Annotated in this window: 18 protein-coding genes; 7 read left to right on the forward strand and 11 right to left on the reverse strand. The window is 60.2% G+C overall.

Going from position 1 to position 20,378, the window contains the following annotated elements; all coding sequences use genetic code 11:
• Positions 1-28 precede the first annotated feature (28 nt).
• Together IPK09_01860 and IPK09_01865 are read right to left on the reverse strand one after the other, a co-directional pair.
• The gene (locus IPK09_01860) at positions 29-1,045 is read right to left on the reverse strand and encodes a hypothetical protein (GenBank protein ID MBK7982358.1); all 1,017 of its coding nucleotides are present in this window, start codon (positions 1,043-1,045) and stop codon (positions 29-31) included.
• Entirely contained in the window at positions 1,045-2,031 is a 987-nt protein-coding gene (locus tag IPK09_01865; GenBank protein ID MBK7982359.1) for a hypothetical protein, read from the reverse strand. The genes IPK09_01860 and IPK09_01865 overlap by 1 nt, the downstream gene beginning before the upstream one ends.
• A 538-nt stretch (positions 2,032-2,569) precedes the next feature.
• Here IPK09_01865 and IPK09_01870 point away from each other — a divergent pair.
• Both IPK09_01870 and IPK09_01875 read left to right on the forward strand, forming a co-directional pair.
• Complete coding sequence (locus IPK09_01870) at positions 2,570-2,887, forward strand: hypothetical protein (protein MBK7982360.1); 318 nt, start codon at positions 2,570-2,572, stop codon at positions 2,885-2,887.
• A complete protein-coding gene (locus IPK09_01875) occupies positions 2,884-3,597 on the forward strand; it encodes a hypothetical protein (GenBank protein ID MBK7982361.1) in 714 nt (237 codons plus the stop codon). Before IPK09_01870 ends, IPK09_01875 begins: the two co-directional genes overlap by 4 nt.
• A gap of 103 nt (positions 3,598-3,700) precedes the next feature.
• On the opposite strand, the gene IPK09_01880 is transcribed toward IPK09_01875, so the two are convergent.
• Positions 3,701-4,522 (reverse strand): transglutaminase family protein, encoded by an 822-nt coding sequence (locus IPK09_01880; protein ID MBK7982362.1) that lies wholly within the window; start codon positions 4,520-4,522, stop codon positions 3,701-3,703.
• Positions 4,523-4,806: 284 nt separating this feature from the next.
• On the opposite strand from IPK09_01880, the gene IPK09_01885 reads away from it, so the two are divergent.
• The gene (locus tag IPK09_01885) at positions 4,807-6,693 is read left to right on the forward strand and encodes an MFS transporter (protein MBK7982363.1); all 1,887 of its coding nucleotides are present in this window, start codon (positions 4,807-4,809) and stop codon (positions 6,691-6,693) included.
• 10 nt (positions 6,694-6,703) lie between these two features.
• Entirely contained in the window at positions 6,704-7,033 is a 330-nt protein-coding gene (locus tag IPK09_01890) for a hypothetical protein (GenBank protein MBK7982364.1), read from the forward strand.
• A gap of 71 nt (positions 7,034-7,104) precedes the next feature.
• Here the strand turns inward: IPK09_01890 and IPK09_01895 are convergent, their stop codons facing one another.
• From IPK09_01895 to IPK09_01910, 4 genes are all read right to left on the reverse strand, one after another.
• Positions 7,105-7,659, reverse strand: coding sequence for a cache domain-containing protein (locus IPK09_01895; protein ID MBK7982365.1), 555 nt, complete (start codon positions 7,657-7,659; stop codon positions 7,105-7,107).
• Between the two features lie 47 nt (positions 7,660-7,706).
• Positions 7,707-8,276, reverse strand: a complete 570-nt coding sequence (locus tag IPK09_01900) for an acetate uptake transporter (GenBank protein ID MBK7982366.1) — start codon at positions 8,274-8,276, stop codon at positions 7,707-7,709.
• Positions 8,277-8,427: 151 nt separating this feature from the next.
• Entirely contained in the window at positions 8,428-10,248 is a 1,821-nt protein-coding gene (typA, locus tag IPK09_01905; GenBank protein MBK7982367.1) for a translational GTPase TypA, read from the reverse strand.
• Positions 10,249-10,356: 108 nt separating this feature from the next.
• The gene (locus IPK09_01910; protein MBK7982368.1) at positions 10,357-10,572 is read right to left on the reverse strand and encodes a cold-shock protein; all 216 of its coding nucleotides are present in this window, start codon (positions 10,570-10,572) and stop codon (positions 10,357-10,359) included.
• A 286-nt stretch (positions 10,573-10,858) separates the two neighbouring features.
• On the opposite strand from IPK09_01910, the gene hrpA reads away from it, so the two are divergent.
• The 3 genes from hrpA to IPK09_01925 all read left to right on the forward strand — a co-directional run bounded on the left by hrpA (position 10,859) and on the right by IPK09_01925 (position 15,924).
• Complete coding sequence (gene hrpA / locus IPK09_01915; protein MBK7982369.1) at positions 10,859-14,713, forward strand: ATP-dependent RNA helicase HrpA; 3,855 nt, start codon at positions 10,859-10,861, stop codon at positions 14,711-14,713.
• 239 nt (positions 14,714-14,952) lie between these two features.
• Complete coding sequence (locus tag IPK09_01920; protein MBK7982370.1) at positions 14,953-15,156, forward strand: DUF3079 domain-containing protein; 204 nt, start codon at positions 14,953-14,955, stop codon at positions 15,154-15,156.
• Positions 15,157-15,312: 156 nt separating this feature from the next.
• Positions 15,313-15,924 (forward strand): DUF2238 domain-containing protein, encoded by a 612-nt coding sequence (locus IPK09_01925; protein MBK7982371.1) that lies wholly within the window; start codon positions 15,313-15,315, stop codon positions 15,922-15,924.
• Between the two features lie 23 nt (positions 15,925-15,947).
• On the opposite strand, the gene IPK09_01930 is transcribed toward IPK09_01925, so the two are convergent.
• The 4 genes from IPK09_01930 to IPK09_01945 are packed head-to-tail and all read right to left on the reverse strand — an operon-like array spanning position 15,948 to position 20,278.
• The gene (locus IPK09_01930) at positions 15,948-16,553 is read right to left on the reverse strand and encodes a WHG domain-containing protein (protein MBK7982372.1); all 606 of its coding nucleotides are present in this window, start codon (positions 16,551-16,553) and stop codon (positions 15,948-15,950) included.
• Between the two features lie 32 nt (positions 16,554-16,585).
• Positions 16,586-18,580, reverse strand: a complete 1,995-nt coding sequence (locus tag IPK09_01935) for a hypothetical protein (protein MBK7982373.1) — start codon at positions 18,578-18,580, stop codon at positions 16,586-16,588.
• Positions 18,564-19,625 (reverse strand): protein phosphatase 2C domain-containing protein, encoded by a 1,062-nt coding sequence (locus tag IPK09_01940; protein ID MBK7982374.1) that lies wholly within the window; start codon positions 19,623-19,625, stop codon positions 18,564-18,566. Before IPK09_01940 ends, IPK09_01935 begins: the two co-directional genes overlap by 17 nt.
• Positions 19,622-20,278 carry a VWA domain-containing protein gene (locus IPK09_01945; GenBank protein MBK7982375.1) on the reverse strand — a complete coding sequence of 219 codons (657 nt, stop codon included), beginning with the start codon at positions 20,276-20,278 and terminating at the stop codon, positions 19,622-19,624. The genes IPK09_01940 and IPK09_01945 overlap by 4 nt, the downstream gene beginning before the upstream one ends.
• Positions 20,279-20,378: the final 100 nt, after the last annotated feature.

The following is a 20,378-nucleotide window of genomic DNA, read 5'->3' on the forward strand; positions in this document are numbered from 1 at the left end:
GGCCAACCCTAATTATTTTCTCAATGGTTTACGCATTGATCCGCCGCCGTCGCTCCAGATAAAACGTCAGCGCCAGCGCGCCGCCGCCGGCGATCAAGAGGCTGAGCGGCAACCCCAAATCCTCGGACAGGTGAGCGAAAAACAGCGTGTAAATCTGAATGATCAGGAAGGTCGCGCCGTAACCGGTCAGCATCCGCATCATGAGCCGCGCGCCTGCTCCGATCAAGGCGACATTCAAAATCGCCCACAAACTGTTGAACAGCACAAGTTCGCCGCCGCCGGCCCAATGCCAGCCTTGGTTTTCTAGATTGAAATTGCCGAACAGCGACAGCAGCCACAGCGCCATTTCGGCGAAGAACAAGCCGCTGGACAGCCAAATCTTGAAAAAGCCGCGAAACGGCGCGAGCGGGCCTTTTTCGCTCTGCTGATGGATCACGGCCACGGCGACGATCGTCGCCGCCGCCGCCAAAAACCGCAACGGATAGCCCATGCCGAACCAGTACGCGCCCCAGCCGGAGGCGTAGCCGGTAAAGCCGCCGAACCAGCAGAAAAACACCACGGCGGTCAGCGTTAGCAATAACGGGTTGCGCAGCGCGTAGCTTAAAACCAGCAGCGCGATCCAATCGATCAACAGCAGCGCCGGCCAGTTGCCGGAGCCGGTCGAAAAAATCGCCCCCAAATTGAACGTCAGGCCGATCAAGCCCAATCCGCCCAGCAGTTCCAAACTGGCGGCGGTCCAGCTTAAAGCCGGTCGGACGCGCTTGACCCACTGCGCGATGCCAAAACTGGCGATCAAACCGAGGGTTTGAACCACTGCCAGTTTAGTCAGCGTGAAGTCGAACCATTTCCGACCGAGAATGCCCAACCCGGCCATCAAGCTGATCGCCCCGAAGATCAGAAACCAACGCCCCAACGAGCGCCAGTCCCACCCCGCGGTTGGATAGCGCTGGCGCAATCGAGCGTGCGTCGCCTCGTCGATCAGCCCCTCGCGCAGCAGTTCGTCCAGTTCGCGGCGGACGCGGCGGTTGCGGGATTGTGGGTTCATCATCCTGTCCCTGAGTAGGTGGCTTGCGCCCAGCGCTCGAACAGATAGCCAAAAATCAGCGCCAGCGCGCCGCCGATCACGAAAAACATCCCAATCGACAGTTGATCCCAAAACTGCTCGAAATAGCGGGTATAGAAATTGATCGCCAGAAACACGATCCCGAAGCCGGTCAAGCGGGCATCGCGCAGCCGCGCGCCGGCGACGATCTGGGCGATGGCGGCGGCGGTAAAGACCAGCACCCAAGCCAACGGCCCGCGCGGCAGGGTGAGAAACCACAGCGACAAATTCAGATATAACAATCCGAAAATCAGATACAGACCGCCGAAGCCGACGCAGCGGCGCAAGGCTCCGACCTCCAGCCGCCGCTCGTGCCAGAGGCCGAGCAAGATCGCGCCGAGCGAGACGGCGGCCATCAAGCGCGGTTCCTGAATGTCGGCGAAATAAGCCCCGTGTCCGCCGTAGGTGTGCCACGCGCCCAAGCCGTGAAAGAACAGCAGCAGCGCCAGCAGCAGCGGCCAGCGCAGCCGATAGCGGTAGGCGGTGAACGCACCGAGCACGGAGGTCAGCAGCATCAGCGTCGGGATGGGGAGATCGTCGGGTTGACCGCTCAACGCGATATACGCCAGGATCAACGCGCCGAACACGCCCGCCAGGCTGGCGGTCACCAGGATCGCCCCGGTATGCGGGTAAAGCCGGCGCGGGTCGGTCGCCAACCGCACGCCGCCATACCACAGCCCAACGCTGGTCGCGCCCAACAGCGCGGCCGCGACGAATGCTGAATTGAGCAGGAACGCGATGGACGCCAGCACCGCCAAGCCTAGTTGCAAAATGGCGAAAATTCCCAACCATTTCAGCAGCGTGGCAAGGAATTCGCCGCGTCGGGCGTAGCGCTGCAACAGCAAGTCCAACAGCGGGCGGTCGATCAAACCTTGCTGGTGCCAGTCGGTCGCTTCGCGGCTTAGGAGATCGTGAGTGACGGCGCGCATGGTGTTTTCCGCAAAAGCAAAATTACACTATAAGCTCCCGCCGAGGGTCTGAACACTGTTGCGATGGCGAGCGGCGATGGGCCGCGCCGCGTGCCCCGTTGAAAATACTCAAAAAGATCGAAAAGAACAAAGTCATGCACTGGATCGCGCTTTCTGAAAAAGAAATCTAAACTTTCAACTGAACTCGTGATTTTCTGTTGCCGAGTCTTTTGTCAAATCAAAGCATTATTGAGACGAATATAGAATCCTAAGATGTTGACAAACATCGCCACCGCCGTATATTCGCGAATAGCGAATATACGGCGGTGGCGATGGCTCGCTCGAAATCCAAACCGCAAATTGTGCTGAGACCACAAGACCTTGTGGTGTTGTTGCATCTAAATGTTAATGCCGATTCAACAACAACTTACGCCGCGCTGGCCATCGATCTCGGTCTGACAGCCTCCGAAACCCATGCGGCGGTCGAGAGAGCCGAGCGGCTCAACTGGCGCGCAAAGACAGTAATGGCAAACCTTCGGTCGTGCGCGAAGCGCTTCGCTTGTTTGTCCAACACGGTGCGCGTTACTGCTTCCCGGCCACGCGCGGCAGCCTCACGCGCGGTATGCCGACCAGCTATGCGGCAACCCCTCTAAAAGACCGGATCGTGCAAAGCGCTGATCCTGTCCCCGTGTGGCCTTATAAAAACGGCACGGTGCGCGGATTTGCCTTTTACCCGCTATACCCCACAGTACCAGACGCAGCGGAGCGAAACTCGGCTCCGCACGAATTGCTGGTGTTGTTCGATGCCGTTCGCGGCGGTAGCCCACGCGAACGCGCGCTCGCGTTGGAAATGCTCGATGTCCGCTTAAAACCGTGAATGCTAACGATCCAAATATCGCTCTGCTGGAAATCGTCGCCGAACATTTAGGCGATATATTATGTAAGGAAATGGTTTTTGTCGGTGGTGCTGTGGTTGGACTGTTGATCACCGACGCCGCAATGCCCTCGATTCGGTCGACTGAAGACGTGGATTTGATCGTGGAGGCCGTGACGCTGAGGGACTATCATCGGATCGAACAAACGTTGCGAGTGCAAGGATTCGAGCAAGACATGCGGCCAGCCTCACCTATTTGTCGCTGGCGCGTTGGATTAGTCGCCGTGGATGTCATGCCGACATTGGAAACCATTCTCGGCTTCTCAAATCGCTGGTATCCGCCGCTGGCTCTAGCAACAGCATTTCCTATTGCATTACCGAGTGGATGCCAAATCCGACTGATTGCCGCTCCGGTTTTTCTAGCGACCAAACTGGAAGCGTTCGACGGTCGCGGTAATGCGGACTTTCTCTTCAGTCACGATCTCGGCGATTTATTGGCTGTGATCGATGGTCGCGACAGCTTGACCGAGGAATGCCGCAATATCCCGCCTGAGCTTAAAGCATATTTAGCGGAGCGATTTCAAACCTTGCTGGCAACTGCGTCATTCGTGGAAGCGTTAGCGGGCTATCTGCCAGGTGACGCCGCCAGCCAAGAGCGCCTACCCGAACTGGAAGTCAAACTGCAACTGCTCGCTGCCCTGTCAGAATCATGATCAACGCTATCTCGGAATTAAGCAGAGCAAGAAAATCCGAAGCCGGAGGTCCGGCTTCGGATTTTCGCGCCAAACAAAACTTAGGAATCTGCCCGCCGAAACCTCAAGCCAAGGCGTCTTCCCCGACCTCATCCGTCCACACCGTAAACCGATCCAGCCGGCTGGGACCGAAGGAGGTCAGCAGCGCCACGTCGGCGGCGTCGTGGCCGTAGGCCATCAAGATGCGGCCGATGCGGGGCGCGTTGTGGCGCGGGTCGAAGGTGTACCAGCGCCCGCCCACATACGCCTCGAACCACGCGCTGAAATCCATCGGGTCGGGCGCGGCCGGCACGCCGATGTCGCCGAGATAGCCGGTGCAATATCGGGCCGGGATATTCATGCAGCGGCAGAAGGTAACCGCCAGATGGGTGAAATCGCGGCAGACCCCGACTTTCTCCTGATACGCTTCATGCGCGGTGCGCGTTTTCCGAGCTTGCAGGTAATCGAATTGAATGCGGTCGTGCACGAAATCGCAGATCGTTTGCACCCGCGCCCAGCCGGTCGGCGTGTTGCCGAACAACTCCCAGGCTAGATTCACCATCAGATCGACTTCGCAATAGCGGCTCGGCATGAGAAAGGTCAGCGTCTCATCCGGCAAGTCGTGAATTTCGTGCTGCGGGGCGGCGGGATTCTGCTCGTCCGAGCGGCCGCTGTCCTCGATCACCGCGTCGTTCCAAAAGCGGATCGGTCCCGGCGGAGCGAGCAAGCGGCCGCAGCGGTTGCCGTAGGCGTCGGTGTATTCGCTGACCGGAACCGACGGCTCCATCAACAGATGATCGCCACGGCGCACCGAACCCGCTCTTGAGGGATGCGGATAGAGCATGGCGAAGATGGGGGTCGGCCCCGGATGGTCGAAAATGAGGTCGTAACCGACTCGAATCAACATAAAGGGATTCCTCGGACTGGATGGGGCGGGGGCCTTTGGAACCCTGATCGGACCGTCTCGGCGGTCGTGGACTTCGCGCAGGGTCTGCGCCGCCCGTAAGCTACTTGTCAGTCCGTCGCTTGGCGCGCGGCGGGAGACCCGGCGGATCGCGGGCGGATGCGTCCGGGGTCAAGAAATGAGATGCGTCATGCGATGATGGGTCGATTGCCTCGGTCGGTCAAGTCGTTTGGCCGGGCATCGTTTACACTTAGCCGGACTTTCCCAGTCTTGGAGCATGTCCCCGGATGGCGCACGATAACGAATTCACGCTGATGAAGGAACGGCGGTTCCTGCCTTTCTTTGTGACCCAATTCCTGGGGGCGTTCAACGATAACGTTTTTAAAAACGCCTTGATCATCATGATCGCGTTTCAGGTGGCGGGCAACGATCCCGCGCGCTCCAATCTGCTGACCAACTTGAGCGCCGGCCTGTTCGTGCTGCCGTTTTTTTTGTTTTCGGCGACCGCCGGCCAACTGTCGGATAAATACGAAAAATCCAGTTACATCCGCCAAGTCAAGCTGCTGGAAATCGCCATCATGTCCGGCGCGGCCTTCGGCTTCGTCACCGGCAACACGCCGCTGCTGATCGGGTTGTTGTTTTTGATGGGGGCGCAATCCACGCTGTTCGGGCCGGCCAAATACAGCATTCTGCCGCAGCATTTAAAGCCGGAGGAACTGGTCGGTGGCAACGCCTGGATCGAGATGGCGACCAACCTCGCCATTTTGCTGGGGACCCTGCTCGGCGGCGTCTTGATCGCCCGACATCAAGGGGCGTACTGGGTCGCGGGCGCGGTGATCTTTCTGGCCGTGCTCGGCTATCTCAGCAGCCGTTGGATACCCATCGCTCCGCCCGCCGCGCCGGATTTGAGGATCAACTGGAATCCCATCACCGAAACCTGGCGCATCCTCAAGTTCACCCATCAGAACTTCACCGTTTTTCAGTCGGTGCTCGGCATTTCCTGGTTCTGGTTCGTCGGCAGCGTTTATCTCGCGCAGTTGCCCAACTTCACCAAACTCAACCTCGGCGGCGGGGAGTCGGTGGTGACCTTGTTGCTGACGTTGTTCGCCGTCGGCGTCGGCATCGGCTCGCTGCTGTGCGAGCGCCTGTCCGGGCGGATGGTGGAACTCGGGCTGGTGCCGTTCGGCTCCATCGGGCTGACGCTGTTTGGCGTCGATTTGTTTTTCGCGACGCCCGCGACGTCCGCGCCGGGAGAGGCGTTGCTGGATGTCTGGGCCTTCCTGGCGCGGCCCGGCAGTTGGCGGGTGGCGCTGGACGTCGTGTTGATCGGCGTGTTCGGCGGCATCTACATCGTGCCGCTGTACGCGCTGGTGCAACAGCGCAGCGAGCCGACCCACCTGTCGCGGGTGATCGCCGGCAACAACATCATCAACGCGGTGTTCATGGTTGCGGCGGCGCTGATCGCGGTCGCCTTGCTGGACCGGGGGCTGACCATCCCGCAACTGTTGCTGGTGATGGCGGTTTTCAACGCGGCGGTGGCGATTTACATTTTTACCCTGGTTCCCGAATTCCTGATGCGCTTCATCGTCTGGATTCTGGTGAACATCGTGTATCGCTTGCGAACCCAGGGCTTGGAGCAGCTCCCCGATCAAGGGCCGGCGTTGCTGGTGTGCAACCACGTCAGCTTGATGGATGCGTTGGTGGTGGGCGGCTGTTGCCGCCGGCCGGTGCGGTTCGTCATGGACCATCAGATTTTCAAAACTCCGGGGTTGAATTTCGTGTTTCGCACCGCGGGGGCCATTCCCATCGCCTCGGCGCGCACCGATCGCGAAATCTTGAAGCAAGCTTACGAACGGGTGGCCGAATATCTGGAACAAGGCGAAGTGGTGGGCATTTTTCCGGAAGGCCGGCTGACGCCGGACGGCGAGATCGGGTCGTTTAAGTCCGGCATCGAGCGCATACTCCAACGGACGCCGGTTCCGGTGGTGCCGATGGCCTTGCGCGGCTTGTGGGGCAGTTTCTTCAGCCGCCGCCACGGCAAGGCGATGGGGCGTTTCCCGCGCCGCTTCTGGTCGCGGGTCGAATTGATCGTCGGCGAGCCGGTGCCGCCGGAGCGGGCGGCCTCGGAATTATTGCGCGAGCGGGTGGCGGCGTTAAGGGGAGATTGGCGATGAGGGAGAGGTCATGCGATCCAAGACGATTTTAGGTGGGGTGCGGCGGCGAACGCTGGTGAGGACCCGGCAAAGGCAGTTTGGTCGAGTGCCGTTGTGGCTGCTATTCGGCTTGGGTCTGTTGGGAGGGCTGGTTTTGTATTGGTATACGACGCCGCAAGATGTGCCGAGGTGGGCGCGAAAATGGTTGCCGCTACCCGGTTTGCCGGACTATACCGGGCCGCTCTACCGCTGGCGGGACGATCGGGGACGCGAGCAGATCACCGACATGCCGCCTAAAAATCGGCCCTACGAGACCCAGCTTTACCGCTCCAACGCCAACGTGGTGCCGCCCAATCAATAACCGACCGCTCAAAAAATCGCCCCGGTCCGGAGCCGGGGCTGGAGTTTAAAGGCGCTCGTTAGGCCATCGGCTCAAGGTGCGTCTTTCTTGGGTTGTTTAATTTGAGCGACGCGCTGGTTCAGAGCATCGACGGTCGTGGCGTCATCGTAAATGCCCGCGCCCACCTGAATGTCCGGCTTGAAGGACACCTCGGCGCTGTGGACGTAGGAAATCTTGCGCGACGACTTGGCCTCGCCCGGCTTCGGCCACCAGTATTCGACCCAGCCGCCGTCGCTGTTCGATCCGGCCTTGCACATATCCTGAAACAGCAGGTGATCCTTGTCGTCCTTCATTTGCAGGATCGCCTTGCCCACCATGTCCGGACGCAGCGGATGGGCGATCATCACGTTATCCCGGCAGCTATACACGAACACGTAGCTGTCCTTCCACACCCAGCGGGCGTCCTTGTTGTTGTTGAAATCCGAGAAGCCCGCCAGACCCTTTTCCCTCAGGTACTGGACGGCCTCATGAACCTTGGTCACCACCTCATCGGGCGTGGCGGCGCTGGGGTCGGCCGCGCCGACCCAAACCGGCGCGGCGCTCAAGGCCAGGGCTAAGCCGGCAAGACCGAGCGTTGTTCTCTGCATTTTGCAATCCTCCAGAAAATTGATGGCGAGCGATGAGAAAGCCGGCTTTAGGAAGCCCAGGGCTTGCCCATGGACAAAATGGTCCGACCGTAAAGGCCGTTTAGGATGATGCCTGCCAGCATATACCAAGCGGCCAGCGCGCAGATCATCAGCTCGTAGCCGGCGACCACGGTCAGACCGGGATAGCCGAAATGCGCCAGATCGAGCAGGATAAAGCCGATCAGCAAAGTGGTGAAGGTAAAGGCCATCGCGCCGTGAATGCGCAGCGAACCGATCCAGAGAATGACGGTGAACAGCGTCCACGCCACCAGGAACCAGCCGACATCTTCAGTGCCCGCCTTGAAGATGTCGAATTTGTTGCCGAGCAGCATGGCGCATAGCGCAATCCAGAAGGCGCCGTAGGAGGTGAAGGCGCAATAGCCGAAGTTATTGCCGGTCTTTTGTTCCTGCAAGCCCGCGATCAACTGAGCCATGCCGCCGAAGAAAAGACCGAGCCAAACGACCGGACCGATGCTGGGCATCCAGCCGACATTGTGAAATTGCAGGACTAGAGTCGTCAGGCCGAAACCGGCCAAGCCGACCACCGCCGGATTGCCGAGAGGTTGTTGTTCTGACATCTTGATTTAGTCTCCCATAGTTTGGTGAGCCGCATTGTGATTGCCCCTTGCGGGGTTTGTGTAGTGAATACGGCTTCTATTACTTTAACATTATGGCGAAAAAGAAAGAAATTAAACGTCTGTATATGTGGAGTAAAAACTGCTCGAAAATTCAATTGCTTTCTTTGCGAGAAGCCCGTTTCCGCTCGTTTTCCAGCAATAATTTCTTGCGTAGCCGGATCGATTTGGGCGTCACCTCTACCAGTTCGTCGTCGTCGATAAACTCCAGCGCCTGCTCCAAACTCAAACGCACCGGCGGGGTCAGCAGGATGTTTTCGTCCGAACCGGCCGCGCGGATATTGGTGAGCTGCTTGGCCTTGAGCGGGTTGACCACCAGGTCGTTATCGCGGGAGTGCAGGCCGACGATCATGCCTTCGTAAGCCTCATCGCCGGGGCCGACCATCAGCCGGCCGCGCTCCTGAAGATTGAACAAAGCATAAGCCAGAACCTTACCGGTGGAGTTGGCGATCAATACGCCGTTGATCCGCGCGCCGATGGCCCCTTTCTTGGCCGGCGCGTAGCGGTCGAAAACATGATAGATCAGGCCGGTGCCGGAGGTGGTGGTCAAAAACTCGGTCTGAAAACCGATGAGCCCGCGCGCCGGAATCAGATAATCCAAGCGGACCCGGCCCTTGCCGTCGGGTTGCATGTCGAGCAGCTCGCCGCGTCGGTCGCCGAGTTTTTCCATGATCGCGCCCTGATGTTGCTCCTCGACATCGACGGTCAATTGCTCGTAAGGCTCGTGCGGCTCGCCGTCGATGTCGCGCACGATGACTTCCGGGCGCGACACCGCCAGCTCGTAGCCTTCGCGGCGCATGTTTTCGATCAGAATCGATAAATGTAGCTCGCCTCGGCCAGAGACCTTGAATTTGTCGGGATCGTCGGTGTCCTCGATTCGCAGCGCCACGTTGTGAATCAATTCCCGGTACAACCGCTCGCGGATTTGACGGCTGGTGACGTATTTCCCTTCGCGCCCGGCAAACGGCGAGGTGTTGACCTGAAAGGTCATGCTCATGGTCGGCTCGTCCACCTTGAGCGGCGGCAGCGGCTCGACGGCGGTCGGGTCGCAGATCACATCGGAAATCCCCAACCCGTCGATGCCGGTGAAGGCGATGATGTCGCCGGCCGAAGCTTCGGGAAATTCGATCCGCTCCAAGCCTTGAAAGCCCAGGATTTGCAGGATGCGGCCGTTGCGGCGATTGCCGTTCGGATCTAGGATCGTGACCGGGGTGTTGGTCTTGACCTTGCCCCGGCGGATGCGGCCGATGCCGATGACCCCGACGTAGCTGTTATAGTCCAGCGAGCTGACTTGCAGTTGAAACGTCCCGGTGGGATCGACTTGCGGTGGGCTAACATGGTCGATGATGGTCTCGAACAGTGGGGTCATGTCACCGTCGCGCACGGTATCCTCAAGTCCGGCGTAGCCGTGCAACGCCGAGGCGTAGATCACCGGAAAGTCGAGTTGCTCGTCGCTGGCGCCCAAGCGGTCGAACAGGTCGAAGGTGCGATCCAGCACCCAATGCGGCCGCGCGCCGGGCCGGTCGATCTTGTTGATGACCACGATCGGCCGAAAGCCCATCGCGAAGGCTTTCTGGGTGACGAAGCGAGTTTGCGGCATCGGGCCGTCCACCGCGTCCACCAACAGCAGCACCGAATCCACCATCGATAGCACCCGCTCGACCTCGCCGCCGAAATCGGCGTGGCCGGGCGTGTCCACGATGTTGATGTGGTAGTCGCGCCAGTACAGCGCGGTGTTCTTGGCCAGGATGGTGATGCCGCGCTCCCGTTCCAGCGCGTTGGAGTCCATGACCCGTTCGGGCGGCGCGGCGCGGTCGCCGAGCGTGCCGGACTGTTGCAGCAGTTTGTCCACCAGCGTGGTCTTACCGTGATCCACGTGGGCGATGATGGCGATGTTGCGAAGTTTTTCAATCACGAGACGGCTCTATCGGGGTGAGGCGGGGAGGCATTATAGCGAAGCCGCCAAAACGACGAAGCCCCGCGCGGAGCGGGGCTTCGGCTGATTGGTTGGTGGAAACGTGTTTTATTTTTCAGCCGCGAATTTCTTGACCATCGTGGCTTGTGGGCCTTTGGGTCCCACTTTGACTTCAAACTCGACTTTCTGGTTCTCCGCCAAGGTTCGGAAACCCTTGCCCTCGATCACTGAATAATGGACGAACACGTCGCTGCTGCCGTCCTCGGGGGCGATGAAACCAAAACCCTTTGCTTCGTCGAACCACTTCACAGTACCAGTACGCATTAATACAACCTCAAGACAAAAATATTTTATTTCTGCCGGGCCGCCGGTTGTGCCAACGCTTACGGGAACGTGGGCAGCCGAGAGCCGACGTTGGGTATTTCGAGGTTCTTCTCGTCCTCCACCCGCGGCGGAAAGTACGTGAAAGCGTGCCGTTCCGCAAGCAAATTTTGTGTGCGTTTGCACAAGCTTATGTAAAAATGCGCGCCGTTTCAGGACCGGCGCGGCGCAGGTTCGCTCCAACAAAAATTTTGGCTTATCCGTGGAACAGCTTTTTCTTTCTCTGCAAATGCGATTGAGCGATTGTCCGATTCGCGATCGCAGCGGACTGGCTCGGCGCTTGCGCGGGCTGCGCCAGCGCGCGCGTGAAGGCAAGCCGGTGGATCGTGGATTGGAACAACTCAGCATCGAATTGGAGGCTAGCGCCGCGCGCCTGGCCGAGCGCCGCGCCGTGCTGCCGGTTCCGGAATTCGACGACAGCCTGCCGATCAACGCCCACCGCGAGACCATCGCCGCTGCGATCCGCGATCATCAGGTGGTGGTGATTTGCGGTGAGACCGGTTCCGGTAAAACCACCCAATTGCCCAAGATCTGCCTCTCGCTGGGGTTGGGCGCGGCGGGCTTGATCGGCCACACCCAGCCGCGCCGGATCGCCGCTCGTTCGGTGGCGGTGCGGATCGCCGCTGAATTGCAAACGACGGTCGGTGGCCAAGTGGGCTACAAGGTGCGTTTTGCCGACCGCACCGGGCCGAATGCCGCGATCAAGCTGATGACCGACGGCATCCTGCTAGCGGAAACTCAGGGCGACCGGTTGCTGGAACAGTACGAGGTCCTCATTCTGGATGAGGCCCACGAGCGCAGCCTGAACATCGATTTTCTGCTGGGCTATCTGAAACGGCTGCTACCGCGCCGACCTGATCTCAAGCTCATCATTACCTCGGCGACTATCGACCCGGAACGCTTCTCCCGCCATTTCAACGATGCGCCGATTATCGAAGTGTCAGGTCGCACCTATCCGGTGGACGTTCGCTATCGCCCGCTGGCGGCGACGGACGAGGACGAGCGCGACCGTGATTTACAACAGGCGATTCTGGACGCGGTGGATGAGGTCTGGAAGGAAGGGCCGGGCGATATTCTGATCTTCCTGTCCGGCGAGCGGGAGATTCGGGAAACGGCGGAAAGCCTGCGCAAGCATCATCCGCCCAACACCGAAATTCTGCCGCTGTACGCCCGACTGTCGGCCGCCGAACAGAACCGAGTGTTTCAGCCGCACGGCCGGCCGCGCATCGTGCTGGCGACCAACGTAGCGGAAACCTCGTTGACCGTGCCGGGCATCCGCTACGTGATCGATCCCGGCACGGCGCGGATCAGCCGCTACAGCCCGCGCGGCAAGATTCAACGCTTGCCGATCGAGAAGATTTCCCAAGCCAGCGCCAACCAGCGGGCCGGCCGCTGCGGACGGGTGATGGCGGGCGTTTGTATCCGGTTGTACGCCAAGGAGGACTATCAGGCTCGCCCGCCGTTCACCGATCCCGAAATTCTGCGTACCCATCTGGCGGCGGTGATTTTGCAGATGAGCGCGCTGAATCTGGGTCGACCGGAGGACTTTCCTTTTGTCGAGCCGCCGGATTCGCGCCAGATCAGCGACGGGTTTCGGCTGCTGTTCGAGTTGCAGGCGGTGGACGAGCAGCGGCGCATCACCGAACTAGGCCGGCAACTGGCCAAGCTGCCGCTCGATCCCCGGTTGGGCCGGATGCTGCTGGCGGCGCGGCGGGAAGGTTGTCTGCGCGAGGTGTTGGTGGTCGCCGCCGCGCTGGCGGTGCAAGACCCGCGCGAGCGGCCGCTGGAGAAACAGCAAGCGGCCGACGAGAAGCATCGCCGCTTTCGCGACGAGCACTCCGATTTCTTGGCGCTCATCAAACTGTGGGAGTACTACCACGAGCAGGCGCGGCAACTGTCCAAGAACCAGTTGCGCAACCGCTGTCAAGCCGAGTTTCTGTCCTTCGTGCGGCTGCGGGAATGGCATGACCTGCATCACGAATTGTTGGGGCTGACCACCGAAATGGGGCTGCGGCTCAACGAGGAACCCGCCGCTTACGCCAACCTGCATCAAGCGCTGCTGACCGGTCTGCTCGGCCATCTCGGTTTGAAGCAGGAGGAGAACGCCTATCTTGGCGCGCGGGGCCGCAATTTCTATCTGTTCCCCGGTTCCGGGTTGTTCAAGAAACGGCCGCGCTGGGTGGCGGCGGCGGAACTGGTCGAAACCAGCCGCCTGTACGCCCGCACCGTCGCGCGCATTGAGTCCGAATGGGTGGAAGGTTTGGCCGGGCATCTGCTCAAGCGCAGCTACGCTGAACCGCATTGGGAAAAGCGTTCGGCACAGGTGGCGGCGCTGGAACGGGTCACGCTGTATGGTCTGCCGATCATCAGCAATCGCCGGGTCAATTACGGTCCGCTCGATCCAGTGCTGGCGCGGGACATTTTCATCCGCCATGCGTTGGTGGCCGGCGATTTTCATTGCCAAGCGCCATTTTTTCAGCATAACCGGGCATTGTTGGCTGAACTGGAGGAACTGGAAGTCCGCGCTCGTCGCGATCTGACGGCGGATGAGGCAGCCCTTTATCGCTTCTACGACGAGCGCATCCCGGAAGGCATTTACAGCGGACCGGCATTTGAAACCTGGCGCAAACAGGCCGAACGGGAGAGTCCGCGCCTGCTGTTTCTCGACCGTGCCGCGCTGTTGGCGGAGGCGGGACCGGTGACCGACGGCGAACGCTTTCCCGACCACCTCGATCTTGACGGTTTGCGCCTGCCGCTCACTTATCGCTTTAGCCCCGGCGCGGACGATGACGGTGTGACCTTGACCGTGCCGCTGGCGGCGGTCAATCAAGTCGATCCCAAGCGGTTGGATTGGCTGGTGCCGGGCTTACGGGCGGAACGGATGGCGGCGCTGCTGAAATCGCTGCCGAAAACGGTGCGGCGTAATTTCGTGCCGGTACCCAATTATGTGCAAGCCTTGTTGGAAATCATCGAACCTGGCGGACAGTCGCTAACTGAGGCGATGGCCGAGCGTCTGGAGACAATGACGGGGGCGCGGATACCCGAACAGGACTGGAGTCCCGCCGCCGTGCCGGTTCATCTGCAAATGCGGGTGCAAGTGATGGACGCGGATGGCCAGGTGCTGGCGGTCGGGCGTGACTGGGCCGCGATTCAGGCCGAACTGCGCGGCGAAGCTCGCGACCGGTTCGCCGCGCTGCCGACCCCGGAATTCGAGCGGGAGCACTTGCGGGATTGGGATTTCGGGGAATTGACCGAGGAAGTGAACTTCGTGCGCAACGGGATTCAGTTGCGGGGCTATCCGGCCTTGGTGGCTGAAACCGACGGTACGCTGGCCTTGCGCCTGCTCGATTCGCCGACGCGGGCGGAAGCGGCGACGCGCGTCGGCTTGCGGCGCTTGATCGGCGGGCGCTTGGGACCAGCCTACAAGCAACTGGCGCGCGATCTGCCGATGTTCCAACAGATGACCCTGCACTACGTTGGTTTGGGGACGCAGGAGGCGTTGCGCGAGGATTTGCTGGCGGCGATGCTGGATCGAGCGTTTCTGAGCGAGCAAGCGCTGCCGCGCGACCGACCGGCGTTCGAGGCGCTGCTGGAGCGGGGTAGGGCTAAACTGTCCGCCGTCAAGGTCGAGATTTGCGATACCGCCGCCGTCATTCTGGCCGCGCATCATGAGGCGCGCCGCCTGTTGGCGGCGGACGAATCGCCGGTTTGGGCCGAGGCGCTGGCCGATGTGCGCGAGCAACTGGCGCGGTTGGTGTATCCCGGCTTTCTCAGCGCTACACCGCCGGAATGGTTGCCGCATCTGCCGCGCTATCTGCGGGCCGTGGGGTTGCGCTTGCAAAAACTGCGGCACGCGCCAGACAAGGACCGTCAACGCAGTGGTGACATCGTGCGACTGTCGGCGCTGTGGCGGCGGCAGGCCGAACGCAACGCTTTGGTCGAGAAACACGACCCAGAATTACTACGCTTTCGCTGGTTGCTGGAAGAATTGCGGGTTTCGCAATTCGCGCAGGAGTTGAAGACGATTGCGCCGGTGTCCGTGAAGCGCTTGGAAGAACAATGGGGGCGGGTGAAATCAGGCTAGCGCTATCATTTTCCCCGATGTCCGGCAAGCGGGTTTTTTTGACTAAAGGTGGCGCGCGGGGATCAGGCTTATTTTTGCCTAAATTTTGATCGATTTTTACAAACTCGCCAGCCGATTATGCCAAAATCAACATGGTGGGTAAAGGTGTTACGGAGTGGCGATGGGAGCAGATTCGCCTGTTGTGTTCGACTACGCTAGCCGCGTCAGCAGCTTCGATGGCGGCGCGATCGGAGGCCGAAATGGCAAAAAAATTTCCCAAGCTTGCCAAGCATCCCGAGCGGATCTGCTGGGGTTGTGACAAATACTGCCCAGCTGATTCGTTACAGTGTGGGAACGGATCGGAACGCACCCAACACCCGGCCGAAATCTTTGGAGAGGATTGGTTCGAGTGGGGGCTCGACTTTGCGGAGGAACCGACCAAGCCCGCGGGCCGCCCGGATTAGCAGCGCCAGCAAGCACTGGGTTGTTCTGTGACTGAAAACCTTTCAACCGACCCGCATCGCTCGTTTCGACTGTCGATTTATGAGTTGGAGGAGCCGTTGAGCAATGCGTATTTGGAGCATCGTCAAAACGAGATGGCTAAAAGCGTGGACGTGAAGATGAAGGCACTGTGGATCGGTGTTTTTGCCCTGGCTCTTATTGGGTCGGGCATCCATCCAAAAGATTATCTTACTTGGTTTTTGGAGGTTTCCCCCGCCATTGTGGGCGCTATCGTCCTGGGAGTCACCTACAAGAGTTTCTCGCTGACGCGTTTGGTCTACTTCTTGATTCTGGTCCATTGCATCATCTTGATGGTTGGCGGACATTATACTTATGCTGAAGTACCGCTTTTTGACATGTTGAAAGAACCGTTTGGCTTTGAAAGAAACAATTACGACAAACTGGGCCATTTCGCACAAGGTTTTGTGCCAGCGATGATCGCCAGAGAAATTATCTTGCGGAAAGGCATCATCAACGGTCGGTCATGGACCCATTTCTTTATCGTATGTTTTTGTCTGGGCTTTAGCGCTTTTTATGAATTGATCGAGTGGGCCGTGGCCAGCGTCAGCGGAGAAGCGGCGGAAGCGTTTTTAGGCACTCAAGGTTATGTGTGGGACACGCAATCGGATATGGGTTTTGCGCTTTTGGGAGCGATCCTTGCGCTGCTGCTGTTGGCAAAAACGCATGATCGCGCGCTGGAAAAATTATCTGATCCACCTTCGAATTTCTGACGGTGAGCGATAGCGCTAACCAATCATTTTGAGGCCACGAAGCCCGCTAAATAATTATCGAGCAGCGAGTCCGCGACCTCCTGCATCGGATGGCCGCCGATATTTTCCAGCTTGCGGTCCAGGTTGAGCATACACACCCCATGAATGCCGCTCCACAAAGCGCGAGCGGCCAGAGCGATGTCTTGCCCCGAGCGTTGTGGGCACAACAGAGCCAGATTCTGTTGCACCAGCTCGAATATCCGGGCCACACGCTCGGTAAACGAATCGGGCATGGGTTGTTCTTCCGGCATTCGGTGCTCGTACAGCGCCAGCCAACCGTTGGTCTGGGTCAAGGCAAAATCCAGATAAGCCTGAGCGAGCACCCGAATCGCCGTCGATGGCGGTGGCCGGTGGGCCAGCGCGCTCGCCAGCGCGCCGTACAATCGGTCCAATGTCCGCTCGTTCATCTGGATGATCAGATCGTCCAGATTGCGAAAGACCATGTACAGACTGCCGACGGTATAGCCGATGCAAGCTACCACCTTGCGGGCGCTGAGGCCGGCCAAACCGTGCGCCGCCACCAACTGTTCGGCCGCTTGCAGCGAGATTTCGCGCAATTCATCTCGGGTATGCTCGTTGCGCCTTCCCATAAAAATCCTCCTACAGGCTTTAGATCTTTTATTTAATTACGAGTACGCCGCCAGAAAGCGGCCAGACCGGGGTAAAAAACACGCAGGTCCGCTTGCGCTTGGGCCTCCTGCATCGCTTGACGGATCAGAGCGATATTCAATTGGGCGCGCTGCTTGGTCAGTTCCGCTTTGATTTTAGTCAGTTCTTCAGGGCCTGCCAGCAGTTCTTTTTCGAGCTGCGACCGCTGGTGGGCATACTGTTGTTGCAGGGTGGCAATAGCGGCTGGATCGGGACCCCGCGGAGGTGTGTAGTGGAAACGTTGTTCCAGCGATTGGCGCCAGTCGAGTAAAGCAGCCGCGCGCTGGCGGCCGCGATGTTGTCCGAAACCGGGAACCGTTTCGAGCGCGTCGGCCGTCACATCGGCGGCGGTTTCAACGCCATAGGAAGCCAACGCCATTCGGTCGGTGGCGTAGATGCCGGGGATCTGGGCGGTATCGATAAAATAACCTTCCAGGTAGGCTTGCAATTGCTGTTGGCGCTGGTTGGTTTCCAGATGCTGTAAATCCCGTTGAAAGTCGGCTGACAGGTTATGGTAACGGTCGCGCAGGACGTGTAGTTCGTGCAGCTTACGCATGAAGGCACGATCCGTGCCACGTTGCTGCCACGCCGCCCGCAAATCGGTCAGTTCCCGGCGCGCTGCCACCAGAGCCAGCCGGCGGCGCTGGTGCTCGCGGCGAACCGCCGTATCGCGGACCAAGGACCAGGCGACGAAGGCCAGCGGCAACCACAACCAGATCAAATAGGGCCAGTTTAGGGTGGTTATCGAGGCGATGCCGACGATGGCCGCCGTCTTCAGTAAATTCAAGCCTTGAATCCGCTTGAGCGGCGCTGGCAAAGGCGTCGGAACGGTCGGCGCTTGCGGGCCCGGTCGCGGCATGGCTTCTGTCTTGGGCGGCGCGACCGCCAAAATCCGGTTCCAGACCGTTTCGAAATGAAAGTCGCGAGAATCGGCGACCGGCCTGGCCGGCGCGATCGGGTGAGGCGCGGCGAAAAATACGGTTCCGCTCGACTTTTCCAACGCACACCACGGACAAGCCGCCGCTGTCGGGGGATATTTATGCAGCGTATTTCGGCCGCAAGCCCGCAGTTCGCGATTGAGCTTTTCCAGCGCGTTCAGCCATTCCCGCGCGGTGGGTCGAGGGGTGCTCGGCGTGGAAACTCCAAACGCCCGCTCGAATAACGTCGCGACCGGTTGCGGCAGCGCCTCGAACGGCAGGGTATGCGGCGGCGGTTCCATCAGACGGTCAGCCGCCTGTCGGCCGAACGCGAAACGATATTCCTTGATGGCGCGCTCGATGGGCATGTCGCCCTTGCCCCGGTAACGACCGGCGAAGGGATGCCGGCCCATGAACAGCAGATGGAAACAGAGCAGGGCGAGGCCAAAGACGTCGTGGTTCGGCGTGCGTTGCAAACCGTGAAAAGGTCGGCCCTGCAATTCGGGCGCGGTGAATTGCGGCACCCCGACCTCGCAGAGAAACAACCGGCTGCCGGTGTCGATCTGAAAGGAATCACAGTCGATCATTTTCACCAGGGCCTGGGCCGATACCACCACGTTGCCGGGATTGACATCGCCGATCACATTGCCCCGAGCGTGGATAGTTTCGAAGGCGCTGGCCAGGTTGCGGGTGGCGTGGACCAGGAACGACCAGTCGGCGTGCGGGAAGGTCCGTTTGCGGTGCGAAGGGCCATACAGGCTGTGAATTTCGTGATAGCCGTTGACGCGAGGCATGACGAAACCCTGTACCGGGCCGTCTGGACTCACGCGGAGCACATCCACCGGCCAAGCCGCGATCTCCAGCAAGCCGGGGTGGGCCTGCCGGGCCATGCTTTCCAGTTTGAGGGCTTTATCGGGGCTGACAGGTTGGTGATAGACCTTGGCGACAAAACCGGGGCGGCCATCGATTTCGTGGACCGCGCCCTCACCGCCTCGCCCCAACAGCTTGCCGGGTTCGAGCCAATGCCCGGCGCCGCTACAGAATTTCGGCACCGGGTCGGTCTCGGCTGAACTCCTCGGAGTTCGGGGCAGCGGGGTCGCGCGTGACGGCGCTGGGGTGAGGCCCATCGAAATCGGCAACGGAGTCGCCGCGGGTAGGGTCGAGAGAGTTCGCGGGTTCGCAAGGTGATGGAAGGTCGATGGCGGGAGCCGTGTCCGTAGCGGTTGTGGCCGCAGGGTCGATAATTCCGGCTTGCGCAGGGGATGACCTGACTGTTTCGATCTCAGTCTCGGCTTCAGTCGATTCACCCGTGACAGCCGGTGGCAGGCGGGTGGCCAGTATCAGGGTTTTGTCGTCGTGCGTGCGCTGGTTGACCGCTGGGCTATCCAGAAAGCGTTCCAGCGCGGCCGTCAGCGGTTCCGGGCAACCAGGTTCTGGAAATGCGCGCAAGTGTTGGAATAAAGGCCGGAAGAACGGCTCATGCGCTTGTCGCCGCGGATAATGTAGCGCCAGCAGTTGCAAGCCATCGGTCAGCAGCGCGATTTCGGCGACGGATTCGGCCAGAACGGTGCATTCCAAGTGGGCGGTCGCGTCGGAGTCAGTCACGAACCGGGTTTCATTGGCATATTGACCGGTCTGCGGCCAGAACAGGGGCCGATAACGGTCGCCGGTCCCGATCACGATAGCGCCGTCGCCAATTTGCAGAAAAAACGCACGATCGGGCGCGACGGCCGCGCCCAACAAGGTGCAGGCAAATTCTCTACGCGGTAAATCCGCGTCCGCCGCTTGTTGAGCCAGGGCGGCTCGGACACTTTCGAAGATGGGCTGAGCCAAGGTCGGGCTCCAATCCGTGGGCGCGACCCCTCGCAAACGGTTTGCGAATTCCGCCAGCAGGCTCCGGCAGGCCAGTTCGGCCCCTGCTCGCGGCCGCGCGGCGCTGCCGGCGCCGTCGGCGGCGACCAGAATCAATAGTGGAGCGTTTTCCGGCCCCCCCAGTAGCTGAGCCGAGCAGGCATCCTGACATTCGATGGCGCTGGCCTGATGCGCCACGCCGGGGACGCTAGCGTAGACGTACCGCCAGTCGCCCGCTTCGCTCATACCGACGCCCAGCCGTCGGGATTGGTCGGATTGATCAGCGGCACTTCGGTGCCCGGCACCGAACGCGAGACCGAGCGCATCGAGTTGGACAGCCACTGAAACAGCTCGCGGAACCGCAGCCCGCGCAAGCGCAGCGGCTGGCGCATGGAAATCTGTTGCAAAATGTCCAAATTGGCGCCTTCGACGCCGACCGCGAAAAAGGCGAACGCCCGGCTTTCCTCTCCTTTGCGCACCTCGGCGGCGGCGCTTTTCCAGTCGTCGGTCGGCGTGCCGTCGGTGATCAGAAAGATCCAGGGACGAAAGAAGGGAATGCCGTGCTCCCGATACAGCGCCTTGCGCTGGCTCAACAGTTCGAGCCCCTGCATGATCGCCAGCCCCATCGGCGTATCCTTTTGCGCGGTCAATTCCGGCGGGGTGAAATGTTCGGCGGTCTGGAAGGAATTGACCACCTGGACCGGGCCGAAGCTGACGATGGCGATTTCGACGCGCTTGGCGGCCAGACTATCGGCCAACAGCTCCTCTTTAAAGCTGGCAAGCCCTTCATTGAGTTCGACGATGGGCTGGCCGTTCATCGACCACGAGTTATCCAGTAACAGCACGCAAGGGCAGCGGGGTTCCGGATTGTCGGCGAATTCCGCGACGCTGAAGTCCATGCCGAACGGGGTTTGCTTGGATAGATCGGGTGTGTTCATCGGGGGTGATCCTTGGCGTAAGCGCGGTGACGGCTCGTGCGACTATACCGTATCCACTACG

It is taken from the genome of Candidatus Competibacteraceae bacterium (assembly GCA_016713505.1).
Classification (GTDB): Bacteria; Pseudomonadota; Gammaproteobacteria; order Competibacterales; family Competibacteraceae; genus Competibacter_A.

What these genes read in the sequence shown, in the direction of transcription:
- IPK09_01860 (MBK7982358.1), bottom strand. Translation starts at nt 1,045, where the DNA reads ATGAACCCACAATCCCGCAACCGCCGCGTCCGCCGCGAACTGGACGAA.
- IPK09_01865 (MBK7982359.1), bottom strand. Translation starts at nt 2,031, where the DNA reads ATGCGCGCCGTCACTCACGATCTCCTAAGCCGCGAAGCGACCGACTGG.
- IPK09_01880 (MBK7982362.1), bottom strand. Translation starts at nt 4,522, where the DNA reads ATGTTGATTCGAGTCGGTTACGACCTCATTTTCGACCATCCGGGGCCG.
- IPK09_01885 (MBK7982363.1), top strand. Translation starts at nt 4,807, where the DNA reads ATGGCGCACGATAACGAATTCACGCTGATGAAGGAACGGCGGTTCCTG.
- IPK09_01890 (MBK7982364.1), top strand. Translation starts at nt 6,704, where the DNA reads ATGCGATCCAAGACGATTTTAGGTGGGGTGCGGCGGCGAACGCTGGTG.
- IPK09_01895 (MBK7982365.1), bottom strand. Translation starts at nt 7,659, where the DNA reads ATGCAGAGAACAACGCTCGGTCTTGCCGGCTTAGCCCTGGCCTTGAGC.
- IPK09_01900 (MBK7982366.1), bottom strand. Translation starts at nt 8,276, where the DNA reads ATGTCAGAACAACAACCTCTCGGCAATCCGGCGGTGGTCGGCTTGGCC.
- IPK09_01910 (MBK7982368.1), bottom strand. Translation starts at nt 10,572, where the DNA reads ATGCGTACTGGTACTGTGAAGTGGTTCGACGAAGCAAAGGGTTTTGGT.
- hrpA (MBK7982369.1), top strand. Translation starts at nt 10,859, where the DNA reads ATGCGATTGAGCGATTGTCCGATTCGCGATCGCAGCGGACTGGCTCGG.
- IPK09_01920 (MBK7982370.1), top strand. Translation starts at nt 14,953, where the DNA reads ATGGCAAAAAAATTTCCCAAGCTTGCCAAGCATCCCGAGCGGATCTGC.
- IPK09_01925 (MBK7982371.1), top strand. Translation starts at nt 15,313, where the DNA reads ATGAAGGCACTGTGGATCGGTGTTTTTGCCCTGGCTCTTATTGGGTCG.
- IPK09_01930 (MBK7982372.1), bottom strand. Translation starts at nt 16,553, where the DNA reads ATGGGAAGGCGCAACGAGCATACCCGAGATGAATTGCGCGAAATCTCG.
- IPK09_01940 (MBK7982374.1), bottom strand. Translation starts at nt 19,625, where the DNA reads ATGAGCGAAGCGGGCGACTGGCGGTACGTCTACGCTAGCGTCCCCGGC.
- IPK09_01945 (MBK7982375.1), bottom strand. Translation starts at nt 20,278, where the DNA reads ATGGACTTCAGCGTCGCGGAATTCGCCGACAATCCGGAACCCCGCTGC.